The organism is Paenibacillus sp. PK4536 (genome assembly GCF_028594455.2).
GTDB lineage: Bacteria > Bacillota > Bacilli > Paenibacillales > Paenibacillaceae > Saccharibacillus > Saccharibacillus nuruki.
Window position 1 is genome coordinate 1671881 of sequence record NZ_CP126313.1, and the last position, 20359, is coordinate 1692239.

Below are 20359 nucleotides of genomic sequence, written 5' to 3' on the forward strand. Positions count from 1 at the left end.
TTACTTACACAAAGCTTACGTGGATATGTAGGAATGAATAGGAATGGTATCGGTAGGAGGAATAGAGATGAGTTCAACATGGAATGCCTTTATGAACGAGCAATTGACGATGGCTTCATCTTCACCACAGGCGCTACAAGGATCACTTTCTGGATGGACATTCGGAGTTAAAGATGTATTTGCTCTTGCAGGTCATACAGCTAGTGCAGGGAATCCAGACTGGTTGCGGACTCATTCGCCTGCTAGTTACACTTCTTCAGCGATAGAGCGATTACTCGAAGCTGGAGCTATTCTACAAGGAACAACACATACCGATGAATTGATGTATAGCTTAAATGGGCAAAATGTTCATTATGGAACACCGATTAATCCACAAGCAGCGGATCGTATTCCGGGAGGTTCCTCTAGTGGTTCAGCTGTAGCTGTTGCCGCAGGTCTACGAGATTTTGCGATCGGTACAGATACAGGAGGTTCTGTACGTATTCCTTCATCGTATTGTGGTATTTATGGAATGCGTCCTACACATGGTTTGGTTCCGATCGATGGAGTGATTCCACTTGCACAAGGATTTGATACGGTAGGTTGGATGGCGAACTCTGCTGATATGTTATTAGAAGTTGGCAAAGTATTAATCGATTCCTCAGAAGAGCATAATGAGCATTCTCTATTCGATCATATTTATTTTTCAGAAGAAGCTTGGGCATTAGCAGAACCCGATACACGTACCGCTTTGCAAGAATCGTTGGAAGAAATGACTCACTATCTTAAAGAAAACAAAGGTCATACTTCATGGACAGAGATTGCACCGGAAGGATTGTCGGCATGGATGACTGCTTTTCGTACGATCCAAGCTTTAGAAATCTGGCAAGAACATCAGCAGTGGATAGAAGCTACACAACCTTCTTTTGGCAAAGATATTGCAGATCGATTTGCATGGGCTTCCACATTACGTCTGGAAGATCATTCATATTCATTTGCTCTAAAACAACAAGTGAGTGAGCGTCTATATCAATTATTGGGTACGCATGGACTACTGGTGTTGCCAACAGCAACAGGTGCAGCTCCTTATCTTAATATTCAAGGAGAAGAAAATGAACGTCGTCGTTCCCAGACGATGCAATTGTCTTGTATTGCAGGTCTAGCAGGTCTGCCACAGATTAGTATTCCAGTCGCTACAGTACAAGATGCACCGATTGGATTGTCAGTGATCGCAGGGAAAGGGCAAGATATTCGCTTGCTTGAATGGGTAAGAGACTGGACTCATAAACGTCAGAAATGAATAAATATCACATAAGCTCTATATCGCAAATTCCTTTTACATCTCGAAAGGTTTTCGATGAGAGCTTGTTTTATTTTACCAATATCTGGAGCAGAATTAATATGGTTTAACATTTGTTGACAAGCTATCAACATATCTATTACAATAACAATGAATTATATAGATAGTTACTAAATGTTACTTAATTCACAAATGAAATTAAGTTTATCGTTAGCTTTCATCAACCCCCACCCCAAAGGAGAATAAACCCATGTCTAACGCAATTAAGCCAGAAACGATTCAAGTGATAGAGCAACGCCATTCTGTAAAATCGTATGAAAAAGGTTACCAAATTCCACAAGAAGATATGGATACAATTCTGACAGCAGCTAATGATGCTCCATCTGCTTGGAACCTTCAACACTGGAAATTCCTTGTCATTGACGATGAAGCGAAAAAACAAGAATTGTTGCCAATCGCTTATAACCAATCTCAAGTGTCAGACAGTTCTTTTGTAGTTGCTATTCTTGCGGATCTAGAAGCGAACAAAAATGCAGGTACAATTTATGATGCAGCTGTTGAAGGAGGAGCATTGACTCAAGAAATCCGTGATTCATTAGTTGCTCAAATTGATGGCGCTTATCAAAGTGCTGAATTTGCACGCGATAGTGCAAATGTCAATTCTTCTTTTGCAGCGATGAACTTAATGCTTGCAGCAAAAGCATTGGGTTATGATACTTGTGCTATGGGTGGATTTGATAAAAATAAATTTGCAGAACATTTCAATGTACCTGCTCGTTATATCCCAACGATCCTAATCAGCGTAGGTAAAGCAGCAAAACCTGCTTATGCTTCTGGACGTTTTGATTTAACTGAAGCAGTTATCAAAAACTCATTCTAAGATTGTTTCTTCTAAATGAGTAGATGATATATAATCAAAAAGCCTGACGTGATATACGTCAGGCTTTTTGATATGTCATTGATATTAAAGTGGATTATTTTGTCATAATTAGCTTTAAACTATGAACTATTTGGAGTAATATGTCGAATATAGAGAAAGGATAGCAGATTCGTTAGAGGATGTGAGGATATACCCTATGGTACTTGAATTGATTAATAATTTAACGTTAACCTCAACCTTTTTGTTTTTAGGTAATTTGTTACTAAATAAAGTTCGTGATGAATTAATAAAACGAAAATGGTTTTTTATAAGTCTAGCTGGTATTGTGTATGGTCTTTTTGGATTGGTTCTTATTCTGTGGGGATTCCATCTTCCTGAAAGTCATGTTGTAATTGACCTCAGAGCATTAGCAGTGATTGGAGCCGTCTATACAGTAGGTAGACTATCTGGTTTGATTGCAGGAACAATTATTATTTTCGGGCGACTGTTCCTTTTTGAATACGGTGATATAGATGTATTAATGGTCAGCATAGCGATAGTACTGGGCGCATGGATATGTTCTTCACTATTATTGATTGGAGATCGTCGGGTACTGTTAAGTCGCTGGTTGATTACGATCTGTTGTTCGATGATTTTGCCGCCGATCTTATTTTATTTTACGTTAGAAGATCCAATGTTATGGCAATTTCTGATCGTTTTAAGCGTGTTTTTGGTAGGCGGATTATTCACTTATATCATTCTTGTGTACCTTACACGATCGAATCATTTGTTTCTATTATTGAAAGAGTTAGCGAATCGAGATCATTTAACAGGGCTGCACAATCCACGTGCTTTTGAAGCTTTATTCGAAGAAACGATGAATTATGCCAAAGCCAATCAAAAAAGTTTTTCTTTATTAATGATAGATATCGATTATTTCAAATCAATCAATGATACGTATGGACATAGTAGCGGAGACGCTGTGTTATCTCAGATGGGAGAATTACTACAAGAATTTGTACGCTCAGGGGATACATGCGCTCGCAAAGGTGGAGAAGAGTTTATTGTTATTTTAAATTACTGTACTCAAGACAATGCCAGTCATGTAGCTGAAAAATTGCGGAATGTGATTGAGCAGACTACATTTCTTTTACCTGATCAACGTACATTATCGATTACTGTCTCTATAGGTGTAGCGACTTTTCCAGATACCAAGCCGAATGTTATGCTAGCCAAAGTGGATGAAGCTTTATATGAAGCGAAGCGTCAAGGACGTAACCGGGTCTGTGCTGTTTAACAATGTTGTATAATGTGGATATAAGAAATAGAGTATTTTATTACACAAGGAGGTGAACCGGAGTCGTTATCTAGACTCTGGGGAATAATGAAAATTGCAGATCATATCGAAATGTTAGAAATTAAAATACCGATGGGCGAACATGAAATGGTGATCCATCCAGTGGTTATTTATACAGAAGATCAAGCGGTGTTGATTGATACGGGTGTTCCAGGTTGTTACGACACTATTATGCAACAGATTGATCCTGCGTATCCGGTCAAAACGATTATTTTGTCTCATGATGATCTCGATCATGTGGGAAGTTTACCTCAGTTTTTGGAAGCTACTCAAGATCAGTTAAATGTATATGCACAAGCTAAAGATGCAGGGGCGATCAATGGAACACATCCTTTTGCCAAAGCCAAACCTGAACGGATCGATACAGTACTTGAACCGCTATCTGAGCATTTACAACAATCATTCCGCAGAGTATTTTCAGCGAATACGCCGGATAATGTGACTCATGTTCTACAAGGAAATGAAATTCTTCCTTTTGGTGAGGGTCTACAAGTGATACATACACCGGGGCATACGCCAGGACATACGAGCTTTTATGATATCGCGAGTAAAACGTTATTTGCCGCAGATGCGATGATCGTCGAAAATGGTGAATTGCAAGGGCCTAATCCTATGTTTACATTAGATATGGAACAAGCCACTGAATCACTTCGTGCTTTTCAACAGCTTCCGATCGAAACGGTTATTTGTTATCATGGCGGATTATTTAAAGGGGATATTCAGCAACGACTTAACGAGATCGTGAATCCTTCGTGATTGAGCCAAAGCCATGGATCAGATGGTTATATACGCTGACACTTGCATTGATCGGTGGATTATTATTTAAAGTCATTCATCTACCGATTCCGTGGTTGCTCGGACCGATGATCGTTATTTTTATCAGTTCCAAATTATTCCCCTCATTACCGCCACTATGGCCGAATGCAGCCCGTAATGCAGGGATGATTATCGTCGGTTATTCGATTGGATTATCATTGACTATCGCAACTTTGCAACAGATCGGTGGACAATTGCCTTCGATGATCGGCTTAACCGCTTTGCTGATTTTATTTGCAGTGTTTACAGCGTATATCATTACCAAAATCTCAGGAATTTCATTTCCAACAGTATTGTTAGGGAGTATTCCAGGTGGATTAACACAGATGGTTATTTTGGCAGAAGAAGTCAAAGGTATTGATATAACTGTTGTTACTTTTCTTCAAGTCTCACGCTTAATGATGATTATTATTGGTGTACCGCTTTTGATATTTAGTCCTATTTTCGGTGTGGATATGGACAGTGTAACCGAAGCATTAGCCCATTCGACAGCCAGTTGGAGCGGATTGTTTCCGAATATCTTTTTATTTGCTATCGCTTGTACAGGTATGGCTATACTGGGTAAAAAAGTTCGGTTTCCTACCGCTTTTATTTTGCTTCCGATGATTACGACTGCTGTGATCCAGTTGGCAGGGATACACGCACCTGCTCTGCCTTCTGCGATTCTTGATGCGGCGCAATTGCTGATTGGTAGTGCGATTGGATTGATGCTCCAGCCAGAACGATTGACCAATAAGTTGCAAATGATCGCTTTGGCATTAGGTAGTGGAGCAGTTTTGTTGTTATTTGCTTGTATGCTTGCTTTTATATTGCTGAAATGGCATCATGTCTCTCCAGCAACAGCTATGTTAAGTATGTCACCGGGTGGTATGGATCAGATGAGTATTATTGCTCATGAAGTGAATGCAGATATCGCAACGGTAAGCTGTTATCAGTTATTTAGAACGCTGTTTATTTTTCTAGCAGTTCCGCCATTATTGAAATTGATTTTTCGGCGAATTGCCAGATGAATGATTCAATCCCCTCTCGGAGTCGTTATAAGATAGAGGAAGTCTTTATGTAGTTGATGACTGAAAGGGGATATAATCATGTCTGTTTTTGAAAATGAAGTCTGGTTCTATATCGGTACGTATTCAAGTGAAGAAGAAGTAGGTATTCAGACAGCAGTAATGAACACAGATACAGGTGAATTACGTCTGGTCGGTGGGATCAAAGGTATCGAAAATCCTTCATATCTCGCATTATCTACAGATAGCACCGTATTATATGCCGCTAGTGAAAAAGGCGAAGGTGAAATTTTAACGTATCAAATCAATCCTGAAACACGTGAACTTCATTTGTTAGATCGTAAGTCTACAGGTGGAGGCGCTCCTTGTTATGTACAATTAACACCAGATGGTATGCATCTATTGGCTTCTAATTATACAGGCGCTAATATCAATGTTTTTGCTGTAGGGGATCAAGGTGCTCTAGCTGAAATGACGGGTGAAGTGAAGCATACCGGAAGTGGAACCGACCCAGATCGTCAAGATGCTCCGCATCCACATTCAGCTGTCTCTTCATTAGATAACCATCATGTGTATGTATCTGATCTAGGTTTGGATAAGGTATTTACATATCGTTTAGAAGATAACGGTACATTGACAGAAGAAGGTGCTACTGAGCTTCCTGCACAATCGGGCCCTCGTCATTTGATTTTCCATCCTAATGGTCAATTGGCTTATGGAATCAATGAACTCAATAGTACAGTAACAGCGTATGGTCGTAATCCTGAAGATGGTCAACTAGAGATTATCGGTCATGTCTCTACATTGCCAGAAGATTTTACAGGTGAAAATACAGGCGGAGATATTCGTATCTCTCCATGTGGACGTTTTGTCTATGCTTCTAATCGTGGACATAACAGTCTCGTCCATTACAATATTGATGAACTTACAGGCGAATTGTCGCCGATCGAATGGGTGACTGTCAAAGGAGAAACTCCACGTAATGTAGCTGTTGTACCTGGTGGATATATTCTGGTGAGCAATCAGGACAGCAACAATATTGTACAATTTGCGATAGAAGCAGATACAGGAAAGTTATTACTAACAGGTAACGAGTTAACACTGAATCGTCCAGTCTGTGTGATGGCTGAACAACCTGAACCGGGCGTACAATAAATAGACAATCAATAAAAAACACTTCAGTACTCAAGCAGATCAAGGCTGCTGAACTGAAGTGTTTTTTTTCTTATTTGATCTCATTAGCTAAACCTTATTCATATTCTCCTACATAAGGACGTTCTTTGCGCTTCGGTTCACGTGTGAATCGGAATCCACTAGCAAAAATAAGAACTTGAGCTATCAACAGATAAGGTGCGGCTTGCAGACTTAACATATGTAAAAGACATAATCCGCTGATCAATAACGATAACCAGATAAATACCAACCTACGTGCATTTTGACGAAAATCGGCTGTGATAATCGCATACAATAACACGAGAGCGCCTGTACATGAAATAAAGCGCAAAATAGCGAATAAAACCGCAGGAGCTTGTAGATATCGAGCCGCCATAAGATCATTCCATAGATTCCACAATAATAATGATTCTATGACTAAGACGAGAAAAGGAATTGCCGGGCGGATCGTAAGCCATAATAGTAATCCCCAACGTGGATGTTCTCCGCGAGCTAATATCATTTTGCGCTCACGGGTCAACCTCCGAATATCACTGTCCAGTGTGCGATACAGTAAAGCCAGACTTTTGCGATCACGATCTTCCATATACTGATCAATTCGCTCTAACAATTCATCAGAAGCATACGTAGCTGCTTTGCAAGCCAGTACACTTTCGGCTGGAACCGGTAAAGAAGCTGGATTTGCATGAGTAGAAGAAAGACTTTTGCTAATCAGTACAGGATAGACTTGTCCTGCCGCTTGTGTTAAGCGATCCAGACTATTTTGAATACGGCGCATACGTTCATCATCTCTATATTTACGTTGCTTGGCTGTAAATCCGTACACGACTGCAAAAGCGAACAGCCCTACCATTCCGATCAGATATAAGCCTATAGCATGAGAACGCAATAAAATAGACCAATCCAACAGATTCACTCCTTTATCTATCATTCATGTGTTACACATTGTATTTTGATCATTACATCATATCCTTAACCAAAATGGTTATTACAGAATAAGAACGACTGGAATAATTCTGGCTACAACGTAGTAACTTTCTTTTAGAAGTATAACTCTTTGATGTATACTATAGTATATAAGTGCTTGAATACAATGCTTTTTGAAGCTTCAAGATAATCTATCTTATTTGTCAAAACAATCATTCTGATATAGATGAGTAGCGTATAGCTTATTTTAAGGTTAGCAAATAGATAAAGAAGGGGTGCACACTTATGGCATATAATAGCCGTTTTGCAGTGGCTATTCACACATTGTCATTATTGGATGCAAGTGATGGACATATCACTTCGGAATGGATTGCGGCAAGTGTTAATACGAATCCAGTTGTGATTCGCCGTATGATCAGCCAGTTAGCCAAAGCAGGGATTGTACGTACACAGCCCGGTGTAGCAGGTGCCCAAATGACACGTCCTGCCGCTGAGATTACGTTATTGGATATTTATCGTGCAGCGCAAAATGATGCCAAAGATGAACTGTTCGCTATTCATGAACATCCGAATCCGAATTGTGATATTGGACGTAATATTCAAGCGGAACTGGAAAGAGTATTTTATCGTGCACAAAAAGCGATGGAAGATGAGTTAGAAAAGATTACACTCCAGCAGGTGACAACTGATTTGCAGGAAATGGAACAGGTTCGTCAAGCGATCCAGAACTAATACTGAATCATCATCGGCTGAGCAGGGTATGTAAAAAGAAAGACCGCTCATGACGGAAAGGATGGAATCTTAAATGAAAATTGCTATTATTGGTGCAACCGGAACCATCGGACAACGCCTTGTACAAGAAGGACTACGACGTAAATATGAGATCACCGCAGCGACTCGGGATTCTTCCAAAATTGATAAGAATACAGAACGTCTACAAGGAATCAGTGTCAATGTACTGGATCCGATTAGTGTCGAAGCTGTAGTCGCAGGGCATGATGTAGTTATCAATGCTTTTGGCCCACAATTTGGAAATGAAGGCGAACTGATCGAAGCCGCTAGTGCTGTGGTAGAAGGTATGAAAAGAGCAGGTGTACAGCGTCTATTAGTAGTCGGTGGAGCAGGAAGCCTAGAAGTAGAACCGGGTGTACGCTTGATGGATACACCTGATTTCCCGGCAGAGATTCGACCGCTTGCTCAAGCCCATGTCGATGCTTATGAAATCTATAGCAAGAGCGATCTGGATTGGACTTATGTCAGTCCAGCCAGTTGGATCGAGCCGGGTAAACGCACAGGGAACTTCCGCATCGGTACAAATCGCCTTGTTACCGATGATGATGGAGCAAGTCGCATCTCTATAGAAGATTATGCAGCTGCTTTATTTGATGAAGTTGAAGATCCATTATTTACACGTACTCGCTTTACTGTGGCTTATTAAGCTGAATCTAGATGTAATCAATACACCGTCCTTAGGGGCGGTGTTTTTGTTATCTAGCAAATACGGTTAATACATAATAAGGCAATCGTATAAATACATCCTAAACATAAATGATGTATATAGAGGAGCGAATCGATAATGTATATTGTGACTGCACAACAAATGCGTGACTTAGACCAACATACAATTCAACAGCTAGGTATTCCTGCACTATGCCTGATGGAGAGCGCTGGTAAAGCGATCGCTGAAGAAGTGATTCAGTGGAGTAACAGCGCTAAGCTAGAGCAAGCCGATATTCCTTTCGGTTCAAGCTTGTCACATGTTGGACAGATTCGAAGCGATAAGAACCTTACTGTACATGATCAGAAGCAACATTGGCTTATTCTGGTCGGTAAAGGAAACAATGGTGGCGATGGATTAGTGGCTGCTCGTTATCTGCAAGATGCAGGCATTAAAGTCACTCTGTTGTATGCTCAAGACCCGGCAGAAATGATCGGTGATGCAGCTATTCAGCGTGATGCAACCCGGCAATCAGGTATTGATGTTGCAATCTGGAATAAGGACTGGGAAAAAGAATCCAACTGGCATTCCTATACAGGTATTGTAGATGCTCTACTAGGAACCGGAAGTAAAGGGGAACCGCGTGCACCTTATGATGCGATGATTACAGCGGCAAATCGTAGCGGTAAGCCTATTATTGCGGCAGATATTCCAAGTGGGCTTCATGCAGATACAGGGGAAGTGGCAAAGACATGTATTCAAGCATCGGTAACAGTCAGTCTGGCTTTTCTCAAGCGAGGATTAGTTCAATATCCGGGAGCAGGAGTCGCTGGCGATGTAGTTGTACGCCAGATTGGGATTCCACGATTTACTGCTCAAACGTTAGGTGTAGATACTCATCTGGTCACGAATGAAGTGCTAGAACATGTGTTGGAAGTCGATCCTGAACGTGCACGTGCAGTAGACGGACACAAAGGAACCTATGGGCATGTATTGATTGTAGGAGGAAGTATGAATATGAGTGGAGCTGGATTACTGGCTTCGCGTGCAGCATTGCGGATAGGGAGTGGATTAGTGACATGGGCGCTTCCACAAGCTTTGCTACCACATATTGCAGGTCATGTGCCTGAACTTATGCTTGCTCCTGCTGTAGAAGGCGTAGACGGGAAGTGGGAGCGTTCTAGCACAGATGCTATTCTTCCTTTAGCAGAAAAATGTGATGTACTTGCTATAGGACCGGGTTTAGGTCGATTTGAACAGGATGGAGAATGGTTACAGACGTTATGGGAAAAAACAGATCAGCCACTGGTCTTAGATGCCGATGGTCTGAATATGATCGCTGAAGCAGATGGATTATCCAGCTGGCAATCTCGATCCGCGGATACTGTGCTCACGCCACATCCAGGAGAGATGGCTAGACTTGCAGGTATCTCTACGCCAGAGGTACAACGAGATCGGATCGGCATCGCTCGTGACTTTGCGATCAAGCATGGAATTACACTGGTGCTCAAAGGCGCACGAACCGTGATTGCTTCAGCAGATGGGAGAGTCTATGTAAATACCACCGGACACCCGGGAATGGCAACAGGAGGCTCCGGTGATGCGCTGACAGGCATTATAGCAGGATTACTTGCTCAAGGTCTAAGCGGCATACAAGCGGCTACATTCGGTGTACATTTGCATGGACATGCCGGTGAAGTGGCAGCGAATCAGCGTACAGGTAATCCTGCTTCATTACTAGCAGGTGATCTTATCGAGTCGCTGTAAGACCGAAAGCATAATTTAAAGATTCAATATCAAGTAGCGAGATATGAGTATAATCTTGTTCAAGATAACGTGTAATCCATGGGTACGTAGACGTTGCTGTCCATAAATGTTGCGGGTGGGTGGCAATTCTACATACCCTGTCTACATATAAGCCCAGTATCGCTTGATTATGCTGGCGTAATATTAAGATGCGTGCAGTCATACATGATTTGGCAAAATCAGCTGAATCGTTGTCGTTCGAATTAGGTTGTAGACGCACCACAGGTAACGTACGACCATACCAACTGATTGTACCTAATACTTGTGGATCGAGTTGAGGTGTAGGGTTAAATAACTCAAAACGGATAATTTCCTGTACTGCATGAATAGGCAGAGCAATCCGCTGGTTATCAGCCATACATTCAATATATTGGTCGGACGATCTGATCATCATAAGTAGGACCTCCATTTATTATTATTTTGACTATACACCAGATCCAAAACTAGATTTTAAACGTAGTTACAGAAGAGTGGAGTTGATCTGCTAATTGAGCTAATGTCTGAGAAGAAGAAGCTGTTTGTTCACAAGCAGAAGCCACTTCTTCCGTAGCCGCAGCAATTTCATTAACCGAATGCATGACATCTACAGATTGAGCACTTTGTTGTTCACTCGCCGCAGCAATACCGTTAATTTTGAGTGAAGAATCACTCACCCGATGAACAATATCTTCAAAAGCATCACTGGTTAAAAGAGAGTGTTCTGCATTGCTATTAACCGCTTCAATGCTATGCTTCATATTGGTCTGCATCGAGCGAATAATGCCTGTGATTTCTTTGGTAGCTGCGCTACTACGTTCTGCAAGCTTACGGACTTCATCAGCAACTACAGCAAATCCAAGTCCTTGTTCACCTGCACGAGCAGCTTCAATAGCAGCATTCAAAGCAAGTAGATTCGTCTGATCTGCAATCTCATCAATCACTTCGATAATATCACCGATACGAGTAGAATCATTTTCAAGTTTGGACATTTGTTGATTCACTTCTTGAATCGCTTGTGTACCTTGAGCGACAATATGACCGCCATGTTGAGCTTTTTCAACTGTAGTATTGGATAGTTCAGCAGCTTCTTCTGCACTTCGAGCTACATCATCAATAGCAATAGACATATCTTTGAACAATTGAGCAATCGCTTGAGCCGATTGAGATTGATTTTCGCTACTTCCAGCGATTTCTTCGGTGCTGGCTGAGATTTCTTCTGAAGTGGCAGCGACACTTTGCGCCGATTCGATAATATTGGCAATTAAGCCATTGAGACGATTGGTCATATCATTAGCAGCAAGAGCAAGCTGTCCAATTTCATCTTTGCCTACAAGTTTGGATTGTTCACGTAGATCCCCAGCAGCTACTTGTTGAAGTAGACGACTGATTTGTTTTAATGGCACACTGATCATCCGAGAAATCAACGTTCCTAATAAGATACAGAATAAGAAGGCTACCACAATCCATAAGGTTGTCCAGAACTTCGCATTGGCAAAAACAGCTTTGGCTGTGTTATTCGCTGCACTGGCTGTTTGTTCGTTAATTTGGTTTAATTTGGCAATACTATCATACATATCTGTTCCCGCCGGCACAACAGAATTTTGAACAAATGTCTGAAATTCTTGAGGTGTAGCATTTTCGGCTAGGTTGACCGCTTGACTGTATACATCATTATAATTCGCCCAAAATTTATTAAAGTTCTGCAATTCATTACGTTCTTGATCAGACAACGGTGTATTGCTATATTGAGACATATTTTCTTGAACAGCAGTGATGAGATCAGGGATCGAACCAACGACTTTTTGTTTAGCCGTATCATCGGCAGTTAGCGCAATATCTCGAGAAGCGACACGCATTTTTTGCAAAGACAATTCAGCAGCAGAGAGAGCTTGCATAGATACCAGATTATTATTGTACAGACCGTTGACACTTTCATTCATCCGATTCTGATTACTCAAACCGTATAAACCAATTGCAGCTACAATCAAGGCTACACAGATAAAGGCAGCGATTAATTTGGTAAACGTTTGAAAATTAGCACCTATTCTCATCTTGTCCACTCCATATCGATATGTAATTCAATTATCAATTACATCGATCAAATTTTTTGAAAGCAACTTACTTTCGCATTTATGCAAAATAAGTTTTTATACTTACTATGTCGTCTTATAAATTACAATTATTAATACTATTTTTCAAATTTATGTAAATAATTTATGTAAATAAGTGGATAACAATTCAATTGTAAAAAATGTACCGCTGAAAATGTAAAGGTCAATTCATCATCGTGTAAGCTGTCAAACCGTATAAAATAAGGCTTTGTTCAAATTGATCATTTGGAAATAATATAATCTTGTGGGGCGCTCTATTTACAGTCGTATACATTTTCTGACTATAAAAAATAATAAATTTTCTTCTGATATGATCAATAATAAAAAAAGCGTCTGTAAACCGTAGAAATGACACTCTTTTCTAGGTTTAACAGACGCTTTTTATGTTATCTATTTATTCAGAATCATGGTCAGTCGATTGAGAAGTCGCTCTTTTGCGGCGAGCACTTAACCATTTCCAACCGATCCATGCGACCAGAACGACAAGAATCACAATCGCTACAGGGGTCAAATATTGAGAAGCGAGTGGACCCACCTCTTCCCAGCGTGGCCCTAACTTATAACCGAGATACACATACAGACTGGTGATCGGCAACATCGCAGCAAAGGTATAGATGCTGAATTTCCAGACATTCATATTTGCCATCCCGCAAGGAATCGATACCGCTGTACGTACTCCCGGAAGAAATCTTCCGAAGAAAGCAACGCCACTTCCATACTTTGCAAAAAACTGTTCGGCTTTCACAATTTCTTTTTCCCGAACAAGAAAGTATTTACCGAAGCGAAGAACAAGGGGTCTTCCTCCATAACGACCCAGTGCATATAAGGTCAACGGCCCAGTGACTCCGCCGATTGTACCTGCCAAAATCACCAGAATAATATTGAAATCACCTTCATACACCCAGAAGCCGGCGAGTGGAAGAACCAACTCTGCCGGGACGAATTCGAAGGTCAGGGCTAATGCAATGCCAACATAGCCCAGACTTTTGAATCCCTCGATCAGGCCTATTAACCATTCATGCATCGGCTAATTATAGATCTTCTTTAATCTCTTTTTCGACTTCACGTACAGCATTGTCTTCATCTTTAACTTCTACTTTGCTAGATAACAACCAACCGCACACAGCGATCGCTACAAGTACAATATAGAACGACAATTTCCAGATCGTATTTTCAGGGAAATGCTCAGGCAATACACCTAGTGCTGGATGTGCAAGCGTGATGACAGCAAGCTTCACACCTACCCAACCTACGATAACAAAAGCAGCAACTTCTAGACCTGGGCGACTTTGCAACAATTTCACGAAATAAGAAGCGGCAAAACGCATAATGATTAGACCGATAAATCCACCCAAGAAGATAACGATAAAGTGTCCGCCGTCCATACCACCGATAGCAGGCAATCCACTTGCAGGCAATGCAACAGCTAGGGCAACAGCTGCTAAGATTGAATCTACTGCAAATGCAATATCAGCCACTTCGACTTTGAATACAGTCATCCAGAAACCAGATTGCTTTTTAGGCTTACCATCTGGGCCAGCTTCTTCAGCAGCTTCATCAATTTTGGAGCGATGAGAAATAATTTTACGAATAATATGATTAAATGCGATATACAGAAGGTAAAGTGCACCAATCGCTTGAACCTGCCATACATCGACAAGGAATGAAATAATGAATAGTGAACCTAATCTGAAAACAAATGCACCGAATAGTCCATAAAACAGTGCCCTTTTGCGTTCTTCTTCAGGTAAATGTTTAACCATAATTGCGAGTACCAAAGCGTTATCTGCTGCGAGCAGACCTTCCAGTACGATCAGTACAAGTAATACCCATCCATACTCCAATAACAATGCTACATCCATTGAATTGCCTCCCTAAAATCTCGTTTTTTTGTCGTTAGTATATAAAAAAGACCTTTACCATGATTGGTAAAGGTCTCCCAGAAAAATAACGAGTCTTCACCAAAACATGGTAAAGGTCTCGCTAACAATGTTTATCATTGCCAAGCAAAACCGGGGATAAATCCCGTAATGACGACTTTGCCTGTACAGCTACTCCCCTTTAACAGGAATATAGAGTTATGTGGTTAGTAAATCTCTTACAATTCTTACTTAACCATTATCTTACTAAACAAATCATAAGCAATTTAAGAAGATAAGTCAATTATGTTAATGTAGTCATAGCGGTGATATCGGCACTTTTATAGCCAATGTCACTGGATTGACATAAAATAGGTTTTTGCTGGATAGCACTTTGCTGAATATCAATAATTCGTTGATTACGACTTCCCCGATAACGCAAAGAAACATCACGTTGTGACTCTACAAATGGGCCATCAATCAGTATATCGCATTGGTTTAATAATGTCTGAACACCTTCTATAGAAGAAGTATTCAATTCTTCCCATGTATATCCGCTATAGATCCAGATTGAGAAATGAGGGAGCTGATGCCGAACTTCCTGCACAAATGAAGAAACTTCGATAGCGGAGAAAAAAGGATCTCCTCCAGCTATCGTTATTCCATCCAATAAAGGATTCTGCTTCATCTCATCAATAAGTTGTTGTTGAAGCTTCTGGGTAAAAGGTTCTCCTGCTTGAAAAGACCATGTATGTCGACTAAAACAACCTGCGCAACCATGCTTACAACCGCTGATAAAAATGACGGCTCGTAATCCATCGCCTTCATTGACTGACTCGGGAATATAACCACAGATATTCATCGTGAATGTTTCAACCGATCCCGCACTTCTGCTTGCTTGGCAGGATTGAATCGAGTCTGATAATCACCTGTAAGATACCCTGTTACACGGCGCAAGCGAGCGATAGGAACATCCAGTTCAGAGGCACCACAAGCAGGGCAGTGACTTCCTATAATGCCTTCGTGTCCGCAACCGGTACAGCGATCAATCGGATGATTAATACTAAAGTAACTAATATGTTGAGCCAGCGCATATTGAATAATCTGTTGCATCGCTTTTACATTATGACGGGCATTACCATCCAGCTCAATATACGAAATCGCTCCTGCATTACAATAACTGTGGAAAGGCGCTTCTAACTGAATTTTGCGAGCAGCGGTAATCGAATAATAGACAGGAATATGAAATGAATTGGTGTAATACTCACGATCCGTCACTCCTGCAATCGCACCATAGTGTTCACGATCAACAGCCACAAATTTACCCGATAATCCTTCAGCCGGTGTTGCCATGAGTGAAAAGTTAAGATTATAGCGCTCACTAAGTTCATCACAAGCAGTTCTCATATAAGCAATCAGTGTCAATGCTTGTTGATAAACGGTATCATTTTCCCCGTGATGTGCTCCATATAGAGCTTTCATACATTCAGCCAATCCAATAAATCCGATCGATAACGAACCATGCTTCAGACAATCTTCTACAGCATCATCGGGAGCAAGAAGGTCGCCGCCTTCCCATACCCCTTCACGCATCATAAAATCAGATGCTTTGGCAGGTTGAGACGCTTGAAGACGATAACGATGCAATAATCCTTGTGCAGCAAGCTCTATACATTCATCCAACTCACGGTAGAATCCTTGCTCGTCAGCGACCGAGCGTTGTCCAGCGATAGCGATCCCATAATCCAGTCCCAGCTTCACCAGATTAATCGTATTGAAAGACAGATTCCCTTTACCAGACAGATGATTACGTCCGAATCGATCAGCCATCACCCGTGTACGGCAACCCATAGTAGCAAATTCAGTATCCGGTTCGCCTGGAATTTCAAGCTCACGGTTGATTGGTGCATCCAGATTGGCGAAGTTGGGGTATAGACGACGAGCTGAACAATCTATCGCTTGAAGAAATAGATCATAATTAACATCGCCAGCTTGCTGGTTCACACCTTGTTTACATTTGAAAATTTGAATTGGGAAAATCGGTGTCTCGCCATGACCAAGTCCTCGCACAGTAGCAGCTAGCAGACATTGTACGATTAATCGTCCTTCGGTAGAGGTACATGTTCCATAATTAATACTGGTAAAAGGAATCTGCCCACCTCCACGGCTAGACATCGTATTCAGGTTATGGATTAGACTTTCTGCGGCTTGTAGCGTTTCGACTTTCGTTTCTTCTAGGGCATATTGATAAGCACGTGGATACTGTTCAGCTAAAGCAATATCATCCATAATAGCCGTCTGGAGAAGCTGTTCACTCACTTCGTTACTTTCATCAAAATAACGGAATCCTTTACGCAGATGTTTACGGAAAGACTTGGTGACATAAGGAGCCAGATCGTAATCCAATTTATTAGCGGCTACACCGCCATACTGCGCATTTTGCTGACATTGAAAAATAATCGCTACTTGTGCCATAGCTGTCATAATCGAGTTTGGAGTACGTAGACTGCCATTACCACTACTGAATCCATCTCGTAATAATTTATCAAAAGGAATAAAGATACAATTGGTTGTACCGACCGCATAATGATCTAGATCATGAATATAGATGCGATTTTGTGCAACTGCTTGAGCAATCGGTTGAGGTAACAACTGACGCTTGGTGTACCATTTAGCATATTCACTACCTAGACGGCTCATTTTACCGGAAAAGCTTGCTCCATTCAGATTGGCATTTTCACGTGCTGATTCATGTTCACCATCAATAATATGTTCACCCATATCCAGAATCGATTGCAATTCAGGAGAAGGTTGAGGTGCTATGTAAGCTGATTTGCGATGTGAAGTCAAAATAGACATTAATCACACTTCCTTTCATTAGATAGAACAGGGATCATCACCTAACAGATAAATAACACCCGACATCATAAAGATAGAAGGTGTCGGGTGTTAGGGTTACCATTCAGCTAAAGTAGCTATACGTACACATCATCACAAATAAATATTTTTCATTACAAATCTACAGATGATCTATATATAGTTATCACTTTATTAATTTATATCAATATGTTGATTATGTAAGTGATATTTATCTCTTTACAACTTCAATCAATGGAAGAACCTAGCTACAATAAGGTGCACAGAAGATTCACCATAGGCATACCAACCGTAGAATGGGTAAACTATATAATAAGATTAATATTATCTACTTAAGGAGGAGAATAAAATGGCTATAGCTGAAGTAACGGTTATTCCGTTAGGAACAGGAAGTACCAGTATTAGTAGTTATGTAGCACAGATGCAACGAGTATTGAGTGAGCAGACGGGTGTACAGACACAATTAACACCGATGAGTACCATCATTGAGGGAGAGATAGGGGATGTGATGAAAGCGATCCTTGCTTTGCATGAATCTCCTTTTCAAGAAGGAGCAGGGCGTGTATCCACATCGATCAAAATAGATGATCGACGAGATCATCCGACTTCAGCACAATATAAGTTAGATTCAGTCAATCAAAAGCTACATTCTTAAATAAATCAAAAAAAATGAATTTTAATGCGATTTTTAGGTGCATTTCATAAAGTTTTAAGATACAGCGGTTATAGTAATGACATACCCCTTTTGAATATATAAGCATTACTGAACTCCATGGACTGCGACCGTGGAGTTCCTTTTTTTTGTAAGACATTATAAAGCAAGATACCTAAAATTGAAAAATTAATGTTTCTTTCAGGTTCGCCTAAGGTAATATTAAGATGTACCTATTATAATGACTGTAATAACCCCTTTTGAATTACTATACCTTGACCTCAGCGGCTGCGACCGTTGAGGTCTCTTTTTTTGTTTTGACAAAAAATTATAACTTCTGTGTAGATGGAGTGGTGTCTGATTTGGAGTATTTCCAAAAGGCAATCACAATAACGATCGTTACTAGACTCACAGGAATCCAGCTAAGCAGAAGAGGGGCATGCCGTTCTAACACAGTCGCTACAATAGCACCACACGCATATAGAACAATTCCCAAAATGCGTAACCGGGATTCAGTCGATAATAATCGACTGGTCGACTGTGGATGACCAGACAACAGTTGACGTACATGAGCGACCATATCTTCTACAGCATTGACCAGATTATTGGTAAGTACAGTTGTAGAAATACCCGCTATACCTAATCGTCTAGCTGCGGTGGTCTGAATTCCCATCGCCATACTCAAACTACCCAGACATACAAATACAAGCGTTTCTGTTAAAGGAAGATAAGCGAGTAGAGCAAAGGTACATAATAAGCCCCATTCCACGATTAATGCTGTAGTCACACGATAGTACCAGAGCGAAGGAGATTTATCGCTTCCGATAATGATTGCGGCGATCATATTGCCGATGACGAATCCAACAAGTGCTGTAAGTACACGTGCAATCGCCAGATCGTGCAAGCGACCGAGCGACATACCGAGCACTACGATATTTCCTGTCATATTTGCTGTAAATACATGTTCTAGCCGCAAATATCCTATCACATCTACTAATCCAGCAGTAAAACATAAACATAATAACAATACATAACGCAGATGTTGCTTAGACATTGATCATACTCCAATCCGAATAAGACATAGAAATCCCCGGGAACCTCACCTGTAAGCAGGTGTAGAAGTTCCCGGGGATGTGTGGGCATAATATCCAAAGGTTATGCCGGTTGATTGCAACCGAAAAGCCATATGTGTAAAAAATATCAGAAATATGTGATAAATCATTATATTCAAAGTTGCCGCGTATACAAAATACACTTCGTAGGAGCACGATTACTATAATCTGCCCAATCTGATGATAATATGGCTGCTGACTGCAGCTATTTTTAACCCGTAACCCCGAATTTGGAAATGGACGGGGACGGTTTTGGTTCGCTCTGTATAACATCTAAGTTACAGTTGAGTCCAAAACAACAAAAGCCCTACCTCTCTCTTGTCCTTGCGGCTCCGATGACCGCGCCAGTGTGAATCGGCAAACTTCAAATTTCTTGGGTTTTAATCATAAAGGAAATTTGAGATGATTCCGGCAGCATACCGAAAAAAGAATGCGAAGGATAAAACCGAGGGTTAAACAATAACAGTAATTATTATACGCTTATTTCAGATAAAAAGCAAGAATTAACTTTTGAGCCATAGACTGTATATTTTGAAAAGAAAAAAGACACCCTCATTGAGGATGTCTTTGCTTATATATGCTCTACTGAATATCAGCAGATTAATATGTTTTGTTGATTGTAATCATGTTGTTGCTAACGTTCATATCCCACTCAAAGTTATCTACAAACCAACGTACAGGTACAAGAGTTTGTCCGTTACGGGAAATGACCATATCGTTCAAGCCTTTACGCATGTTGTCGACTTTGTATACTTTAGAGTTTACCCAGAACTCATAACGTTGGATACCTGTATCCAACCAAGTTGTAGACGTTTCTTTGTTGTAAGATACTTTCATGTTTGCATTCATTGCAAGTTGACGCAATGGTACATATGTAGTTCCTTTATACACAACAGGAGCCATTGGCATAGACATTGAAGCGCCATTAACCATGTACATTTTACTTCCCATTGTAAATTGAATCACTTTCGTTTTTAGTTCAGGACTCATATCTGCTGTTGTTGGTGTTGCTGCAAATGCTCCAGCAGCTGGTAACAATAGGGACAATCCAAGTACAGGTGCAAGCAATTTGTTTAATTTCATGTGTAGTGCTCCTTCGTCTAATAG

General features: G+C 40.7%; 19 protein-coding genes. 10 read left to right on the forward strand and 9 right to left on the reverse strand.

The features are described from left to right. Positions 1-67: 67 nt before the first annotated feature. The 6 genes from PO903_RS07600 to PO903_RS07625 all read left to right on the forward strand — a co-directional run bounded on the left by PO903_RS07600 (position 68) and on the right by PO903_RS07625 (position 6473). Positions 68-1279 carry an amidase gene (locus PO903_RS07600; protein WP_273593047.1) on the forward strand — a complete coding sequence of 404 codons (1212 nt, stop codon included), beginning with the start codon at positions 68-70 and terminating at the stop codon, positions 1277-1279. 250 nt (positions 1280-1529) lie between these two features. Continuing rightward, entirely contained in the window at positions 1530-2159 is a 630-nt protein-coding gene (locus tag PO903_RS07605) for a nitroreductase family protein (protein ID WP_069329558.1), read from the forward strand. Positions 2160-2355: 196 nt separating this feature from the next. Then, positions 2356-3435, forward strand: coding sequence for a GGDEF domain-containing protein (locus tag PO903_RS07610; protein WP_273593048.1), 1080 nt, complete (start codon positions 2356-2358; stop codon positions 3433-3435). An 87-nt stretch (positions 3436-3522) separates the two neighbouring features. Then, a complete protein-coding gene (locus PO903_RS07615) occupies positions 3523-4251 on the forward strand; it encodes an MBL fold metallo-hydrolase (protein ID WP_273593049.1) in 729 nt (242 codons plus the stop codon). Next, the gene (locus tag PO903_RS07620) at positions 4248-5321 is read left to right on the forward strand and encodes an AbrB family transcriptional regulator (RefSeq protein ID WP_273593050.1); all 1074 of its coding nucleotides are present in this window, start codon (positions 4248-4250) and stop codon (positions 5319-5321) included. Before PO903_RS07615 ends, PO903_RS07620 begins: the two co-directional genes overlap by 4 nt. A gap of 78 nt (positions 5322-5399) precedes the next feature. Further along, positions 5400-6473, forward strand: coding sequence for a lactonase family protein (locus PO903_RS07625; protein ID WP_273593051.1), 1074 nt, complete (start codon positions 5400-5402; stop codon positions 6471-6473). A 94-nt stretch (positions 6474-6567) separates the two neighbouring features. Here PO903_RS07625 and PO903_RS07630 read toward each other — a convergent pair whose 3' ends face one another. Beyond that, on the reverse strand, positions 6568-7398 hold the full coding sequence (locus PO903_RS07630) for a hypothetical protein (RefSeq protein ID WP_273593052.1): 831 nt from the start codon (positions 7396-7398) through the stop codon (positions 6568-6570). Between the two features lie 305 nt (positions 7399-7703). On the opposite strand from PO903_RS07630, the gene PO903_RS07635 reads away from it, so the two are divergent. The 3 genes from PO903_RS07635 to PO903_RS07645 all read left to right on the forward strand — a co-directional run bounded on the left by PO903_RS07635 (position 7704) and on the right by PO903_RS07645 (position 10623). After that, the gene (locus tag PO903_RS07635; protein ID WP_137225904.1) at positions 7704-8150 is read left to right on the forward strand and encodes an Rrf2 family transcriptional regulator; all 447 of its coding nucleotides are present in this window, start codon (positions 7704-7706) and stop codon (positions 8148-8150) included. Positions 8151-8223: 73 nt separating this feature from the next. Further along, positions 8224-8856 (forward strand): NAD(P)-dependent oxidoreductase, encoded by a 633-nt coding sequence (locus tag PO903_RS07640; RefSeq protein ID WP_273593053.1) that lies wholly within the window; start codon positions 8224-8226, stop codon positions 8854-8856. A gap of 138 nt (positions 8857-8994) precedes the next feature. Continuing rightward, entirely contained in the window at positions 8995-10623 is a 1629-nt protein-coding gene (locus PO903_RS07645; protein ID WP_273593054.1) for an NAD(P)H-hydrate dehydratase, read from the forward strand. Here PO903_RS07645 and PO903_RS07650 read toward each other — a convergent pair. From PO903_RS07650 to PO903_RS07675, 6 genes are all read right to left on the reverse strand, one after another. Continuing rightward, a complete protein-coding gene (locus PO903_RS07650; protein ID WP_161594335.1) occupies positions 10607-11056 on the reverse strand; it encodes a chemotaxis protein CheW in 450 nt (149 codons plus the stop codon). The genes PO903_RS07645 and PO903_RS07650 overlap by 17 nt on opposite strands. A gap of 49 nt (positions 11057-11105) precedes the next feature. Beyond that, complete coding sequence (locus tag PO903_RS07655) at positions 11106-12692, reverse strand: methyl-accepting chemotaxis protein (protein WP_069329549.1); 1587 nt, start codon at positions 12690-12692, stop codon at positions 11106-11108. A gap of 454 nt (positions 12693-13146) precedes the next feature. Then, positions 13147-13776 carry a DedA family protein gene (locus PO903_RS07660; protein ID WP_069329548.1) on the reverse strand — a complete coding sequence of 210 codons (630 nt, stop codon included), beginning with the start codon at positions 13774-13776 and terminating at the stop codon, positions 13147-13149. 7 nt (positions 13777-13783) lie between these two features. Continuing rightward, complete coding sequence (locus PO903_RS07665; RefSeq protein WP_069329547.1) at positions 13784-14614, reverse strand: TerC family protein; 831 nt, start codon at positions 14612-14614, stop codon at positions 13784-13786. 301 nt (positions 14615-14915) lie between these two features. Next, a complete protein-coding gene (gene nrdG / locus PO903_RS07670) occupies positions 14916-15473 on the reverse strand; it encodes an anaerobic ribonucleoside-triphosphate reductase activating protein (protein ID WP_273593055.1) in 558 nt (185 codons plus the stop codon). Further along, positions 15470-17470 (reverse strand): anaerobic ribonucleoside triphosphate reductase, encoded by a 2001-nt coding sequence (locus PO903_RS07675; protein WP_502921669.1) that lies wholly within the window; start codon positions 17468-17470, stop codon positions 15470-15472. The genes nrdG and PO903_RS07675 overlap by 4 nt, the downstream gene beginning before the upstream one ends. 367 nt (positions 17471-17837) lie before the next feature. On the opposite strand from PO903_RS07675, the gene PO903_RS07680 reads away from it, so the two are divergent. Next, positions 17838-18143 (forward strand): MTH1187 family thiamine-binding protein, encoded by a 306-nt coding sequence (locus PO903_RS07680; RefSeq protein WP_069329544.1) that lies wholly within the window; start codon positions 17838-17840, stop codon positions 18141-18143. 325 nt (positions 18144-18468) lie between these two features. Here the strand turns inward: PO903_RS07680 and PO903_RS07685 are convergent, their stop codons facing one another. Both PO903_RS07685 and PO903_RS07690 read right to left on the reverse strand, forming a co-directional pair. Next, positions 18469-19194 carry a YoaK family protein gene (locus PO903_RS07685; RefSeq protein WP_273593056.1) on the reverse strand — a complete coding sequence of 242 codons (726 nt, stop codon included), beginning with the start codon at positions 19192-19194 and terminating at the stop codon, positions 18469-18471. 658 nt (positions 19195-19852) lie between these two features. Beyond that, a complete protein-coding gene (locus tag PO903_RS07690; RefSeq protein WP_069329542.1) occupies positions 19853-20335 on the reverse strand; it encodes a stalk domain-containing protein in 483 nt (160 codons plus the stop codon). Positions 20336-20359 lie beyond the last annotated feature (24 nt).